The following is a 14,176-nucleotide window of genomic DNA, read 5'->3' on the forward strand; positions in this document are numbered from 1 at the left end:
GTGTCAATCCCCAGCCCGTTTTCGGTCGTGGCACATTGATGTTGATAAGTCGTTGTTTTATCGGGATTATATTTTTCGTATAAAACTGTTACAAATTTGGCGAGCTCCTTGCAAAACCCTCATCACCCCCTTCACGACTTCGAGGCGGCTGGTGATGGACAGTAAAGCGCGGCACCCTTTCAAGTGGTTCGGCCTCCTGACGCCCCTGAGCGTCCTGCTGACAATGACGCTGGGCACAGCGACGCTGCGTGCCAGTCCGATCGATGACGAGCGACAGCCTGAGCCGTCCGACCCTTCGGCTTACTACGACGAACCGGCAGACAAACCAGCCGCCCTGAACGCCATCCTGACCATGCCCGAGGCTAACGAAGACTCCTTCGATTTGCCTGATGGCGTCAAAGGCAGCCGCGACACCCCGCGCACGGAAAACATCCTGCCGCCGGCGGTGCAGACCAGTTTCAATTACCCCACCAATGGCAAACCCAGCCCGCTGTTCGGCGCCCAGCCGTTCACCCAGCAACTGTTGCTGTTCGAAGAGTTCGGCCCGGAAAAACTCGACCCCACGACGCCGGCGGCGCTGCTGCCATTTCCACCGGCAGCCATTGGTCCGGCGCCTCAGCAAGACCCCAACAATGCAGCCCGCAGCGCACCACAGAGCGCGGCCCTTGACGCGTTTTTGCGTCAACCGGGGCTGACGCCGTTCCCGAGCCAGTTTTCCAACGTGGTCGACCGCAACCCGTGGCAGGCGCAGATCGAGTACTTCCTCAACCGCCACATCGGCTCTTCGGCGGAAGGTCGTCCACCAGGAAAGGGCTGGTCGCATCAGCGCTGGAACGAGTTCTACCCGCAACTGGCCTACAAGACCGTGCAGACCGGCGCACGAGCCAATGGCGGCTTGCGTGACGCCCGTCAGATGCACGGCTATGCCCTGGGCGAGTTCGGCCCCGGTGGTCTCTATCACAACGTCGCCGGAGTGCCGGCAACCGATGGCACCGCCAAGGGGGTGGATACGCGTTTCCACCCGAACATGCCGGTGCAAAACCACAACTCGGTGTGGACCTTCGACGGCACCTTGCCGCCCAAATTGCTGATGGTGCGTTACGGTCAACCGGTGCTGATGCGTCACTACAACGGTTTGCCGATCGACCCGTCGGCCAACATGGGGTTTGGTCTGCATACCATCAGCACCCACGAACACAATGGTCACGCGCCGGCGGAAAGCGACGGCTATGCCAACGCATTTTTCTTTCCGGGGCAGTATTACGATTATCGCTGGCCGATCCAGCTGGCCGGTTACGACAGCATCAACACGGACGCGCACGATCCGCGCGCGGCGTTCCCGTGCGCGCCGGGCGAAACCCTGTGGACCAACGACCTCAGCCCCAGCCGCAAGACCTGCGATCACGGCACGATCAAGATCCGCGGCGACTGGCGTGAAACCATGAGCACCCACTGGTTTCACGACCACATGCTCGATTTCACCGCGCAGAATGTCTACAAGGGCAACGCGGCGATGATGAACTACTACAGCGCCCTGGACCGCGGCAACGAATCGGTGAACGACGGCGTCAACCTGCGCTTCCCCAGCGGCAGCTCCTTGCCGTGGGGCAACCGCGACTACGACGTCAATCTGGTGGTGGCCGACAAAGCCTGGGATCCAGCCGGTCAGCTGTGGTTCAACCCGTTCAACACCGACGGTTTCCTCGGTGACCAGGTGCTGGTCAACTGGCAATGGAAACCCACCCTGGATGTGCGTGCCCGCAGCTATCGGTTCCGCATCCTCAATGGCTCGGTGTCGCGGTATTTCAAACTGGCGCTGGTGCGCGAGATCAAGGGCAGCAGCGGCGAATTCCAGGGCCCCAAAGGTTCCGGGGTGTCGTATGCCCGCGTGCCGTTCCACATGATTGCCAACGACGGCAACATCATGGAACACAGCGTGCCGTTCGATGGGAGCATGGACCTCGATGCCGACGGCGATAAACAGAATCACAATGCGATCCTGCCGACCCAAGGCATCGCCGAGCGCTTCGACATCATCGTCAACTTCGCGAAAAACGGCATCAAGCCCGGAGACAAGTTGTTCTTCGTCAACCTGCTGGTGCATGACGATGGCAAAGGCCCGAAAGAACCGGTGTCGCTGTCCGATGTGCTGTCGGAGAAATACCTGGCCGTGATCAAGCAAAGCAGCAAGGGGCCGCAGTGGGACAAAGGTGACCCGGCGGTGGGCAAACTGTTGCAACTCAACGTCAAGGCCTACACCGGTCAGGACCTGGCCATGGACCCGGCAGCGTACGAGCCGGCCAAACCCGGCAAGGCCGAAGGGCTGGTGATGATCCCGTTGAAGATTCATCGCGATAACGCTGCCGACAAGCAGCTGCTGGCCAACGCCCGTCACCGCACCTTCACCTTCGGCCGTTCCGACGGCACGGATGAAGCACCGTGGACCGTCAAGACGGATGGCGGCTTCGGTTTCCACATGGATCCGCGCCGATTGAACGCCTCGACCAAACTGGCCAGCGGCCCGACCGATGCCGGCATCACCGCCTTCGGTACGCTCGAAGTGTGGAACATCAAGGCCGGCGGCAAGGGCTGGAGCCACCCGGTGCACGTGCACTTCGAGGAGGGGATCATCCTCAGCCGCGGCGGCAAGGCGCCACCGGAATGGGAAAAGTGGGCGCGCAAGGATGTTTACCGCATCGGCTCGGAAAACGATGGCCTGGACAGCGTCGAGATGGCGATCAACTTCCGCGAATTTGCCGGGACCTACATGGAGCACTGTCACAACACGCAGCATGAGGACAACTCCATGCTGTTGCGCTGGGACATCGAGAAACCCGGGCAATTCCAGTTGATGCCGACCCCGTTGCCCAGCTGGGATGGTGTGCGCTATGTGAACTCGGCCGCGCTGCCAACCTTCCGCAATGGCGATGGCTTCGGCCCGCAAGTGACGGTGAAAAAATGAACCGGGCAGGCGCCGACAGACCACTGCCGACGCCGCGCTCCCGCGCTTTGGGCATGCACCTGATTTTGATGCTGGTGACCTGTCTGCTGGCGACTCGGGTGCTGGTCGCCCATGAAGGTGCTCTGGCGCCGCAGGAGTCGGCAACCCCCTGGGGCGGCGACTATTTCCCCAACACCCTGCTGACCGACCAGGACGGTCGGCAGGTGCATTTTTTCGATGACCTGATCAAGGGCAAAGTCGTAGTGATCAACTTCATCTTCACCTCGTGCAGCGACTCCTGTCCGCTGGAAACCGCGCGCCTGCGTCAGGTGCAAAAGTTGCTGGGGGACCGGGTCGGTCAGGACATCTTTTTCTACTCGATCAGCATCGATCCGTTGAGCGATACCCCCGAAGTGCTCAAGGCCTACTCGCAACGCTTCAAGGTCGGGCCGGGCTGGCAGTTTCTCACCGGGGAATTCGACGCCGTCACCGACTTGCGCAAGAAACTCGGGCTGTTCATTGAAGGCGTCGACAACGGCCGCAACAAGGACCACAACCTGAGTCTGATGGTCGGCAACCAGGGCACGGGCCGCTGGATGAAAGCCTCTCCCTTCGAGAACCCATGGATCCTCGCCGATCAATTGGCCAACACCTTGCAGAACTGGAAGCAGGCCAGCGCTGAAGAGAGCTATGCCAACGCACCCGAGATCCGTGCGCCGAGCAACGGCGAAGAGTTGTTTCGCACCCGTTGTGCGTCGTGCCACAGCCTCGGGCCGCAAGACGGGCAAGGCATCGGTATGCGCAGCATCGGCCCGGACCTGATCGGCGTGACCCGTCTGCGCGATCCGGCGTGGCTCAGTCGCTGGATCCGCGAACCGGACCGCATGCTCGCCGAGCAGGACCCGATCGCGACGAAACTGTTTGAACGTTTTGACCGGATCCCGATGCCGAACCTGCGCCTGGATGAGAACGCGGCGCAGTCCATCATGGGTTTTTTGCAGGAAGAAACCGATCGTCAACAACCGTTGCAGGCAGCGCAGGTGCAATAGCGGCTACTTACTATCATTCGGGCGCCGGTCTCGATCATTGCCACCTACACTGATTCGAAACGTCACTGAAAAGGCTTCAGCATCAAGGATCCAGCCATGCAGATACTGGAAGAGCAAAAAGTACCTGCGCCGTCGAGTACGCCGGCGGCACAAGGCATGGGCTGGCGCGGCCAGTTCAACCTGCTGCGCTGGTTTTCCCTGGGCAGTTTTTTCATCATCGCCGCCGTGGCGCTGGGCTTGGGCTACATTTCCACGCGTTTTGTGGTCGAGGAGAGCATCGAGCGTGACTCGATGCTGACCGCGCAATTCATTCAGGCGATCGGCGATGCTGAAATTCGTCACGCGGGCATCACCCTGACAAGAACCATGGGTGAAATGCTTGATCCTCGCCAGGACAATAACTATCCCGACGTCGATCCTGGATCCCGTGCAGCGGCCCGCATCGAGTTTCTCGATCATGTCGAACATCTGCCGGATTCCCTGTTGGCGGTGGTGTACGCCCTGGATCGCACCGTGGTCTGGTCGACCAACCCGCAAATGATCGGCATGCGTGTCGAAGGTGACGAGGAACTGGACGAGTCCTTCGAAATGAAGGAGCCGGTATCCACCAGTTATCACCAGATCGACGACGAGCGACCCGAGCAGATGCTGCTGCGCGAGCCCAAGTATCTGTTCATCGAGAACTACATCCCGATGTTCAACGCCGACAAGAGCAAAGTGATTGCGATGGTCGAGATCTACAAGGAGCCGGCGGACCTGGTGGACCGTATCCAGCGTGGCTTCAAGGCCATCTGGCTGGCGACCGGGCTCGGCGGCGCGGCCATCTTCCTCGGGCTGTTCTGGATCGTGCGGCGCGCGGCCACGCTGCTGGAAAGCCAGCAGAAACAACTGGTCGCCAACGAAACGTTTGTGGCCCTGGGGGAAATGTCTTCGGCCGTGGCCCACAGCTTGCGCAATCCGCTGGCGAACATCCGCTCCAGTGCCGAACTGGCGCAGGAAATCGCCAGCCAGAGCGCGCAGAAAAATATCGGCGACATCATCAATCAGGTCGATCGCATGTCGCGCTGGGTTCGCGAGCTGCTGGTGTCGTTGCGACCGATGAATGACGAGTACGAAAGGGTGGACCTGATGCTGGCCATCGACGACACCCTGAGTGCCTTTGAAGCGCTGATCAACCGCTCTCATGTCGAAGTTCGTTTCACTCCCAATGCCTGCCCGCCGGTCGTCAGCCAACAAGTGCTGTTGACGCAAATTCTCAACAGCTTGTTCGCCAACGCGCTGGAAGCCATGCCTAAGGGCGGACTGCTGGGCATCGAGATTGAATCGACGTCGCCCGGTCACGTGCGCATGACCCTGAGCGATACCGGCAAGGGCATGACCAAACAGCAGCAGCAAATGGTCTTCAAGCCGTTTTTCACCACAAAGCAAGGCGGGTTGGGCGTCGGCCTGGCGTTGGTGAAACGAATAATGGAACGCTACGAGGGCTCGGTCGAACTGACCAGTCAGGAGCAGGAAGGAACCCGCGTCAGTCTCAACTTTAAAGTGGCAACGGGAGGGGAATATGGAGCACAGCATTCTGCTGGTCGAGGATGACGAACTCCTCGCCGAGAACATCCAGACCTACCTGGAGCGCAAGGACTTCGAGGTGACGGTCTGCCACTCGGCTGAAGCGGCGCTGGAACAACTGCGCACGGTCGCCCCGGACGTGGTACTGACCGACAACTCGCTGCCGGGCATGAGCGGTCACGAGCTGATCCAGAAGCTGCGCATCAGCGCGCCGGACCTGAAAGTGATCATGATGACCGGCTACGGCAATGTCGAAGACGCCGTGGTGGCGATGAAAGAGGGCGCGTTCCATTACGTCACCAAACCGGTGGCGCTGCCGGAGCTCAGACTGTTGCTGGACAAGGCCCTGGCCACCGACCGGATGGAACGCACGCTGTCGTTCTATCAGGAACGTGAAGCGCAGAAGTCGGGGGTGCAGGCCTTGATCGGCGAATCGGCTCCCATGCTCTATCTCAAAGGCACCATTGCGCAGCTGCTCGACGCCGAGCGCCGGATGGCCAACACCGATCTGCCGCCCGTGCTGGTAGAAGGCGAGACCGGCACCGGCAAGGAACTGGTGGCCCGCGCGCTGCATTTTGACGGTCCGCGTGCCAAGGGGCCGTTCATTGAATTCAACTGCGCATCGATTCCTTCCAACCTGGTGGAGTCGGAATTGTTCGGCCACGAAAAGGGCGCGTTCACCGATGCCAAGGACCGTCGCGTCGGCCTGGTGGAAGCGGCCGATGGCGGCACGCTGTTTCTTGATGAAGTGGGTGAAATGGACCTGCTGCTGCAAGCCAAATTGCTGAAGCTTCTGGAGGACCGGACCATTCGCCGGGTCGGTTCGGTGAAGGAGCGCAAGGTCGATTTGCGGGTGATCAGCGCCACCAACTGCAACCTTGAGCAAATGGTCCAGCAGGGCAAGTTCCGCCGTGACCTGTTCTTCCGCCTGCGCATCATCTCGATCAAGGTGCCGCGCCTGTTCGCCCGTGGCGAAGACATCCTGCTGCTGGCCCGGCACTTCCTGGGGATCCACGGCAAGCGCTATGGCAAACCGAACCTGCATTTCAGCGATCAGGCCGAAGAGTTGCTGCTCGGCTACACCTGGCCGGGCAACGTGCGCGAGTTGCGCAACATGCTCGAACAAACCGTGCTGCTGGCCCAGACCGACACCATCGCCCCTCACCAGTTGAATGTCTGCCTGAGCCTGATGGACGAACCGCTGGCGATGCCGGAGGCACCACACCACAGCGAGCCACGACCGGCCTACAACGGCAACGAATCGATGAACCTGCCGGAAGTGGAACGCGACATGGTGCGCAAGATGCTCGACAAGACCGACTGGAACGTCACCAAGTCCGCTCGGCTGCTGGGCCTGAGCCGCGACATGCTGCGCTACCGGATCGAAAAACTCGGCCTCGCGCGCCCGGACAAGCGTCAGTGGTAAACGGGCGTCGCCTGGCCCTGGCGGCTGAGACAGGCCAGCAGGCAGGTGGGATCGATGACTTCTTCGTTCACGTAGACGCCGCGTTCGGCGTCGTAGGAGCGGATGAACACCCGTACGGTGGCGTCCGCGACCGTCGGCAACCGTGAGTCGGAGAACTCATGCTGGCTGGCGATCGGGATGAAATCCGGAGGGGGTGTCGGGATGTACGAGCGCGGTGGCACGGTGCTCAGGGTCGGCGGAACGGGGTGGGCGAACGGCTGGTTTTCCCCGTAATAGTTGAACTCGCTGCTGTACGCGGACGTGGGTGTCAGGCTGTCTTGCGCGTGAGCACCGGTGGCGGCAGTCAGGCAGAGGGCGAATATCAGCGGCAGATCGGTGTGTTTCATGGCTGCACCTGCGAAATCGGTTTTCCCGCAATTTCCCCAAGGTCATTAACTATAGCTGCCAGACGTGGGCGATGCCTGGCTTACAACATTCCAACAAACGCCACATGGGTTTTTCAAAAACACTGATCTAGACTCGGGTCGGTCTGATAACCCCCGAGTTCTGGAGTGTGCAATGGAAATGCCGACAAAAGAAAACGCCATCGCCAGCAACCGCGATGCCTGGAATGACTCCGCCCGACACCACAAAAACGCTCCTGAATGGCAGTCCCTATTGAAGGCCGTCACTCAACGGGATTTTTCCTGCATCGACGACACCTTGCGCGGTGTGCTGGAACAGGTCGGCGTCGACGGCAAGGATGTGGTGCAACTGGGCTGCAACAACGGCCGCGAAAGTCTTTCCCTGTTTGCGTTGGGTGCCCGCAGTGTCGTGGGTGTTGACCAGTCCGAGGCCTTTCTCGATCAGGCGCGGGAGCTGGCGTCCCGCTCGCCGCACGCACCTGAATTCATCGAGGCTGACATCCATCATCTGCCGAGTGAACTGCATGACCGGTTCGATGTGGCGCTGATTACCATCGGCGTCTTGAACTGGATGCCGGACATCGGCAAATTCTTCCGCCACGTCGCCCGCACCCTCAAGCCCGGTGGCGCGCTGGTGATCTACGAAACCCATCCGTTCCTGGAGATGTTCGACCCTGAAGCCGCCGACCCGTATGGCTTGGCCAGTTCATACTTTCGCAGCGAGCCGTTTGTGCAAGACCAGCCGATCGTCTACGAAGGCAAGGTCGAGCAGCAGGCGGCGACGTCCTACTGGTTCGTCCACACGCTGGGCGCGATCTTCACCGGCGCTATCGAGGCGGGGTTGCAGATGAGCCATTTCAAGGAATATCCGCATTCCAATCGTGAGGAGCTTTATGACCGCTATCAGAAGCGCACGGCGCAATTGCCGTTGTGTTTTTCGTGGGTGGGGGTGAAGTACTGAGGTCAAATCAAAAACACCGCAGTACCTGTGGGAGCGTGGCTTGCCCGCGAATAGGCCGGCCCGTTCACTGCAGCTGTAAAGGTCTCCTCCACCGCGCTCAATCCAACCTGATCGCGCTCCCTAGAGCGTGTCGTTGGCGGAAAAGGACCGAAAACCGCAACGGACAAAACCCGCCCCGGCCCGCTATCCTTTGCCCCACGCTCCTCAATCAGGTTCAACCATGCTTCAGGTCCAAGGCGTCTTCAAAAGCTACGCCACTCCGCAAGGTCCGCTGCCGGTGTTGCAAGGTGTCGACCTGACGCTCAAAGCCGGCAGCAGCCTGGCGTTGATGGGCGAGTCGGGCAGCGGCAAGAGCACCTTGCTGCACCTGATCGCCGGGCTGGACAAGGTCGATCGCGGCAGCATCCGCAGTGGCGTGCATCAGCTGGATCAGATGAACGAAGGGCAGCTGGCGAACTGGCGGCGGACTGAAATCGGTCTGGTGTTCCAGCAGTTCAACCTGATCGGCAGTTTGCGCGTGGAGGACAATCTGGCGTTTCAGGCGCGGCTGGCCGGGCGGCACGACCCGCGTTGGCAGGCGCATCTGGTGCAGCGTCTGGGGTTGGGGGATTTGCTGCGGCGTTATCCGGAGCAGTTGTCCGGCGGTCAACAGCAGCGGGTCGCACTGGGGCGGGCGCTGGCCTCGCAACCCAAACTGCTGCTGGCCGACGAGCCCACCGGCAGCCTCGATGAAGCCACCAGCGATGAAGTGTTGAAGTTGTTGCTGGAGCTGCTCGACGACAGCCCCACGACGTTGTTGATGGTCACTCACAGCCCGAGAGTGGCGGCGCGACTGGCGCAGAAAGTGGTGTTGCACCGTGGTCGCCTGGCTGGCGCGGACGAGCGCTGAAGTGCGGGTTTTTCGCGAAACGATGCGCGCGCTGCTCAGCCATTGGCGGCAGCACCCGGTGCAGTTTTTCAGTGTGCTGACCGGGCTTTGGCTGGCCACTAGCCTGTTGACCGGCGTGCAGGCGCTGAACAGTCAGGCGCGGGAAAGTTATGCGCGGGCCAGTCAATTGATCGGCGGCGAACCCCAGGCCAGTCTCAGTGCCCCGAGTGGTGGGACGTTTCCACAGGCATTGTTTGTCGAGCTGCGCCGTGCGGGCTGGCCGGTGTCGCCGGTGTTGCAAGGACGAGTCACGCTCAAGGGCCATGAAGATCAACGCTTGCAGTTGATGGGCATCGAGCCGGTGTCGTTGCCGGCCGGTTCGGCGGTGGCCGGGCGGGCGATGGAGATTGAACAAATTGTCAGGTTCTTCAGCCCGCCGGGCAGTACCTGGATATCGCCGCAGACGTTGCAGGCGTTGGGGCTGCGCGAAGGAGAGCGTCCTTCCAGTTTGAACGGTGTGGCGTTGCCGCCACTGCAAATGCAAGCCGACATGGCCCCCGGTCTGTTGCTGGTGGACATTGGTTTCGCCCAGCAGATTCTGGGGCTGCCGGATCAACTGTCGCGGCTGCTCTTGCCCAAGGATTTCACCGCGACTTCGCCTGATCAATTCAAAGGCCAGCTCCAACTAAAAACCAGCGGCGAAGAGAACAACCTCTCGCGCCTGACCGAAAGCTTTCACCTGAACCTCGATGCCTTGGGTTTTCTCTCCTTTGTCGTTGGCCTGTTCATCGTGCACGCCGCGATCGGACTGGCACTGGAGCAACGTCGGGGCCTGCTGCGAACCCTGCGCGCCTGTGGGGTCAGTGCTCGAATGCTGATCGTTTGCCTTGCTGTTGAGCTGGGTGGACTGGCGCTGGTCGGCGGCATCGCAGGCGTCGCCAGCGGCTACCTGCTGGCCAGTGTGTTGCTGCCAGACGTCGCCGCCAGTCTGCGCGGGTTGTACGGCGCTGAAGTGGCGGGGCAGTTGAGCCTCAGCCCTGGGTGGTGGCTCAGCGGGGTTGGCCTGAGCCTGCTGGGTGCGATGCTGGCCGGTGCCAACAGCCTGTTGCGGGCGGCACGTTTGCCGTTGCTGGCCCTGGCCGATCCGCAGGCCTGGCATCAGGCCCATGCGCGCTGGTTGCGGCGTCAGGGCTGGGTGGCAGCGATTGCGGGCGTGATCGCACTGCTGGCGTTGATCGTTGGCGACAGCCTGGCCAGTGGATTCCTGCTGATGGCCGCGCTGCTGATCGGCGCGGCGCTGGCGCTGCCGGTGGTGCTCGATACGGTGCTGAACCTGGTGCTGCAGCGCAGCCGCTCGGTGCTCGGTCAATGGTTTCTCGCCGATTGCCGTCAGCAATTGCCGGCCCTGAGCCTGGCGTTGATGGCGCTGTTGTTGGCGCTGGCGGCGAACATCGGCGCCGGCAGCATGACCGCCGGTTTTCGCCAGACCTTCAGCGACTGGCTCGAACAACGGCTGACCGCCGAGCTGTACGTGAACCCGCAAAATCCGGCCCAGGCCAGAGAATTGCAGAGCTGGCTCAAACAGCAACCCTCACTCAGCGCGGTGCTGCCCAACTGGCAGGTGTCGATCCAGTTGCAGGGCTGGCCGGCGGACGTTTTTGGCGTGATCGACCACCCGACGTATCGCCAGCACTGGCCGTTGCTGGAAGCCTTGGGCGACAATCCATGGGACCGATTGGCCAAGGACGACGCGTTGATGCTCAGCGAGCAACTGGCCCGGCGCCTGAAGGTGCATCTCGGCGACCACCTCACGCTGCCCACGCCGAACGGCCCGTGGTCGCCGCGAATCGTCGGGATCTACGCCGACTACGGCAATCCCAAGGGCCACCTTCTGGTCAACGTCGACCACCTGCTGCGCGGCTGGCCGCAACTGACGCCGAACCGCTTCAACCTGCGCATCGAGCCGCCGCTGATCCCGGCCTTTCTGAAGACATTGCAAACACGTTTCGCCCTGGACGACAGCCGCATCGTCGATCAGGCCCGGCTCAAAGGCTGGTCCACCCAAGTGTTCGAGCGCACCTTCGCCGCTACCGCCGCGCTGAACAGCCTGACCCTTGGTGTCGCGGGCGTGGCGCTGTTCATCAGCCTGTTGACCCAGAGCCAGAGCCGACTCGGGCAACTTGCGCCACTGTGGGCGTTGGGCGTTACCCGCCGACAGTTGATGCTGCTCAACCTCGGACAAACCTGGTTGCTGGCGGTGCTGACGCTGGTGCTGGCGTTGCCGCTGGGCATCGCGCTGGCGTGGTGCCTGGACACGGTGATCAACGTTCAGGCGTTCGGCTGGCGCCTGCCGTTGCGGGTGTTTCCGCTGCAACTGGCGCAGTTGATGGGGTTGGCGGTGCTGGCGACCTTGCTGGCGTCGGCGTGGCCGCTGTACTCGCTGTATCGCTCGCAACCGGCGGACCTGCTGAGGACGTTTGCTCATGAGGATTAAGCTCGGCTTGCTGTTGCTGGCACTTTTTTTGAGTGGTTGCGATGACTCGACGCCGGTCGAAAAAGGCTTCGCTGGCCTCGGTGGTGAAGCGGCCGCGTTTACCCCGGTCGTGCCTGGTCGGGTGTTCAGCTTTCCGGCGGATCACGGACCTCACGATGGTTTTCGCATCGAGTGGTGGTACATCACCGCCAATCTCAAGGACGATCAAGGTCACGAGTTCGGTGTGCAATGGACGCTGTTTCGCAGTGCCTTGAAAGCCACACCCGAAGTGGCAGGTTGGGCTAACCAGACGATCTGGCTGGGCCATGCGGCCGTGACCTCGGCGACGGTGCATCATGCGGCTGAACGCTATGCCCGTGGCGGCGTCGGCCAGGCCGGGGTGAGCGTGCAGCCGTTCAATGCGTGGATCGACGATTGGCGTTTCAGCAGTCAGGGCGCCGATACGCTGGTGGATCTTCAACTCAGCGCCCGTGACAAGCTTTTCAGCTACCAACTGCGGCTCACGTCCACGCGTCCGCCGGTGCTGCAAGGGGACAAGGGCTTCAGCCAGAAGTCCGAACAGGGCCAGGCGTCTTACTATTACAGTCAGCCTTTTTTTCAGGCCAGCGGTACGCTGGAGATCGACGGCAAGACCTATCAGGTCAGCGGCCCGGCGTGGCTTGATCGCGAGTGGAGCAGCCAGCCGCTGACCGCGAACCAGAGCGGTTGGGACTGGTTCTCCCTGCATTTGGACAGCGGCGAACAAGTCATGCTGTACCGCATGCGGCAGAAGAACGGCGAGCCATATCTCACCGGCACCTGGATCGACGCCCAGGGCCAGACTCAGTTGCTGCACGCCACCGACATCCGCCTGATTCCACAAGACACCGCCACCGTCGCCGGGCGCTCAATGCCCGTGCGCTGGTCGATCACCATCCCCGCCAGACACCTCGACATCACCATTGACGCGCTCAACCCCAATGCCTGGATGGATTTGCGCATTCCGTACTGGGAAGGCCCTGTGCGTCTGAGCGGCAGTCACGGAGGGCAGGGCTATCTGGAAATGACCGGCTATTAAGTCGGAACTCTCAGCAGCGCGTCGGCCTCCTAATTCAAGAATGCCCGCGTTCCCAGGAGCCCGCCATGAGCGACGACCTCAAACCACCCGACCTTGCAGCATGGCAGCGCCTGTTTGAAGACAAGGCCTACTGGCAGCAATCCCCCGACGCCCATTACGCCGAGCTGCTGCGTGTGGCCGACGATTTGCTGGGGCAGGGCGCCATCGACCTCGACCAGTGGCAAGCCCTGAAGGCCAAGGCCGATCAATCCCACAAAGACTCGCCTGCCGTGAACGTCGCCCACGAGGTCGACGACCCCGACGCCTGAGGAGAACCAACGTGAACCGCCAATCGCCTGACACCTCGGAACACCCCGACGAACCGCGTCCACCCGGAGAAGTCGAGCGCGACAACGACGCCCTGCGACCCACCGATCCCACTCGCCGCAAGGACAGCGGCAAAGGCACCGAAAGCGGGGAATCCACCGCGCAAGAAACGGCGGACAATCGCTGAACAGCGTCTATGCTCAGTGGCACGGACGGCGCTGAGCTTTGGTTCAGAGTCGTCCGCTGCCATTCATTACAGGGAACGTAAGAATCTGGGCAACCTGAAGGTCGGGGATCAGGTCAAGATCGAAGTCACCCGCTCGGTGGCGGCCTACCTCGATACCGATGTCGACAAAGGGCTGCCTGGCTCCATCGAGCACACCGGCGAAATCCGCGCGACAAAAGACAATCCCAACCCGGGCGGTGAAGCGTTCCGTCAGGTCCAGGTGCAGCTGAAAATCACTGGCATCGACCTGAAGAAAAACCAGGTGACTTTCGAAAACCCGGCGGGCCAGTCGAAAACCGTCAACGTCGAGAATCCTGAAGTGCAGAAAAAACTGAAGGACTTGAAAGTAGGGCAAAGCGTTGTCGTGACTTACACCGATGTATTGAAAGTGACCACCCAACACGAAAGTTGAGTATTGACTCTATAGTATCGATTGTTCCTGTATAACTTTTTTGTACAAGAATATTCGGTTTTATGGCCTAACCAGTGAGTTTTGTGGGTGTATGTAAGTCATATTTGGAATGACATTTAATCGTTGTTCGATAAATTTCATGTTATATGCGCGGACATATTCAAAGAGTTCTACTAAAATACTTTCCGTTCGCCCAGTGGCAGGGCTCTTTACCGGTGCATGGATTGCCAAGGCCATTACACTGGGCGAACACCTTCTTCGGGTGTGCTGATCCGTTGGCAGAGAAGACTGTTCCGTCAACTGGCCTGGCGCTTCTCCCGCAAGCACTGCGCCGGCCCGAAAGACTCGTTTGAGCGTTTGCCGTTCCGCTACCTCAAACACACCTCCAAGCTGATCCGCAAACTTGGTAACTCCGACCTTGCGCCGCGTCGTCATTGGTTGTTGGAGGCGAGGGTATAAAAAACGC

The 14,176-nt window shown here is 61.0% G+C and carries 12 protein-coding genes and 1 pseudogene; 12 read left to right on the top strand and 1 reads right to left on the bottom strand.

Annotated elements, in window-relative coordinates; genetic code table 11:
• The first annotated feature begins 154 nt into the window (after window positions 1–154).
• The 4 genes from B723_RS17660 (at window position 155) to B723_RS17675 (ending at window position 6,982) form a co-directional block, all read left to right on the top strand.
• Window positions 155–2,962, top strand: coding sequence for a multicopper oxidase domain-containing protein (locus B723_RS17660; RefSeq protein WP_017337966.1), 2,808 nt, complete (start codon window positions 155–157; stop codon window positions 2,960–2,962).
• Window positions 2,959–3,990, top strand: coding sequence for an SCO family protein (locus B723_RS17665; protein WP_017337967.1), 1,032 nt, complete (start codon window positions 2,959–2,961; stop codon window positions 3,988–3,990). Before B723_RS17660 ends, B723_RS17665 begins: the two co-directional genes overlap by 4 nt.
• 96 nt (window positions 3,991–4,086) lie before the next feature.
• Window positions 4,087–5,583, top strand: coding sequence for a sensor histidine kinase (locus tag B723_RS17670; protein WP_017337968.1), 1,497 nt, complete (start codon window positions 4,087–4,089; stop codon window positions 5,581–5,583).
• Window positions 5,552–6,982, top strand: a complete 1,431-nt coding sequence (locus tag B723_RS17675; RefSeq protein ID WP_017337969.1) for a sigma-54-dependent transcriptional regulator — start codon at window positions 5,552–5,554, stop codon at window positions 6,980–6,982. Before B723_RS17670 ends, B723_RS17675 begins: the two co-directional genes overlap by 32 nt.
• Here B723_RS17675 and B723_RS17680 read toward each other — a convergent pair.
• The gene (locus B723_RS17680) at window positions 6,973–7,368 is read right to left on the bottom strand and encodes a hypothetical protein (RefSeq protein WP_017337970.1); all 396 of its coding nucleotides are present in this window, start codon (window positions 7,366–7,368) and stop codon (window positions 6,973–6,975) included. The genes B723_RS17675 and B723_RS17680 overlap by 10 nt on opposite strands.
• Before the next feature lie 172 nt (window positions 7,369–7,540).
• Here B723_RS17680 and B723_RS17685 point away from each other — a divergent pair, with 172 nt between their 5' ends.
• The 8 genes and pseudogenes from B723_RS17685 to B723_RS32315 all read left to right on the top strand — a co-directional run bounded on the left by B723_RS17685 (window position 7,541) and on the right by B723_RS32315 (window position 14,169).
• On the top strand, window positions 7,541–8,347 hold the full coding sequence (locus B723_RS17685; protein ID WP_017337971.1) for a class I SAM-dependent methyltransferase: 807 nt from the start codon (window positions 7,541–7,543) through the stop codon (window positions 8,345–8,347).
• A gap of 220 nt (window positions 8,348–8,567) precedes the next feature.
• Window positions 8,568–9,236, top strand: a complete 669-nt coding sequence (locus B723_RS17690; RefSeq protein WP_017337972.1) for an ABC transporter ATP-binding protein — start codon at window positions 8,568–8,570, stop codon at window positions 9,234–9,236.
• Window position 9,237: 1 nt separating this feature from the next.
• Window positions 9,238–11,709, top strand: a complete 2,472-nt coding sequence (locus B723_RS17695; protein WP_031318715.1) for an ABC transporter permease — start codon at window positions 9,238–9,240, stop codon at window positions 11,707–11,709.
• A complete protein-coding gene (locus B723_RS17700; RefSeq protein ID WP_017337974.1) occupies window positions 11,699–12,766 on the top strand; it encodes a lipocalin-like domain-containing protein in 1,068 nt (355 codons plus the stop codon). The genes B723_RS17695 and B723_RS17700 overlap by 11 nt, the downstream gene beginning before the upstream one ends.
• Window positions 12,767–12,831: 65 nt before the next feature.
• Window positions 12,832–13,074 (top strand): hypothetical protein, encoded by a 243-nt coding sequence (locus tag B723_RS17705; protein WP_017337975.1) that lies wholly within the window; start codon window positions 12,832–12,834, stop codon window positions 13,072–13,074.
• Between the two features lie 11 nt (window positions 13,075–13,085).
• Window positions 13,086–13,259 (top strand): hypothetical protein, encoded by a 174-nt coding sequence (locus B723_RS33490; protein WP_017337976.1) that lies wholly within the window; start codon window positions 13,086–13,088, stop codon window positions 13,257–13,259.
• 79 nt (window positions 13,260–13,338) lie between these two features.
• Window positions 13,339–13,710: pseudogene (locus B723_RS17710) on the top strand (hypothetical protein); the annotation flags it as partial.
• A 219-nt stretch (window positions 13,711–13,929) separates the two neighbouring features.
• Entirely contained in the window at window positions 13,930–14,169 is a 240-nt protein-coding gene (locus tag B723_RS32315) for a hypothetical protein (protein ID WP_425311785.1), read from the top strand.
• Window positions 14,170–14,176 lie beyond the last annotated feature (7 nt).

It is taken from the genome of Pseudomonas fluorescens NCIMB 11764 (assembly GCF_000293885.2).
Taxonomy (GTDB): domain Bacteria; phylum Pseudomonadota; class Gammaproteobacteria; order Pseudomonadales; family Pseudomonadaceae; genus Aquipseudomonas; species Aquipseudomonas fluorescens_B.

Bases quoted from the DNA above. Each gene is read 5' to 3' on its own strand.
- B723_RS17670 (WP_017337968.1), top strand. From the start codon at position 4,087: ATGCAGATACTGGAAGAGCAAAAAGTACCTGCGCCGTCGAGTACGCCG.
- B723_RS17700 (WP_017337974.1), top strand. From the start codon at position 11,699: ATGAGGATTAAGCTCGGCTTGCTGTTGCTGGCACTTTTTTTGAGTGGT.
- B723_RS17660 (WP_017337966.1), top strand. From the start codon at position 155: ATGGACAGTAAAGCGCGGCACCCTTTCAAGTGGTTCGGCCTCCTGACG.
- B723_RS32315 (WP_425311785.1), top strand. From the start codon at position 13,930: ATGGATTGCCAAGGCCATTACACTGGGCGAACACCTTCTTCGGGTGTG.
- B723_RS17705 (WP_017337975.1), top strand. From the start codon at position 12,832: ATGAGCGACGACCTCAAACCACCCGACCTTGCAGCATGGCAGCGCCTG.
- B723_RS17685 (WP_017337971.1), top strand. From the start codon at position 7,541: ATGGAAATGCCGACAAAAGAAAACGCCATCGCCAGCAACCGCGATGCC.
- B723_RS17675 (WP_017337969.1), top strand. From the start codon at position 5,552: ATGGAGCACAGCATTCTGCTGGTCGAGGATGACGAACTCCTCGCCGAG.
- B723_RS17665 (WP_017337967.1), top strand. From the start codon at position 2,959: ATGAACCGGGCAGGCGCCGACAGACCACTGCCGACGCCGCGCTCCCGC.
- B723_RS17690 (WP_017337972.1), top strand. From the start codon at position 8,568: ATGCTTCAGGTCCAAGGCGTCTTCAAAAGCTACGCCACTCCGCAAGGT.
- B723_RS17680 (WP_017337970.1), bottom strand. From the start codon at position 7,368: ATGAAACACACCGATCTGCCGCTGATATTCGCCCTCTGCCTGACTGCC.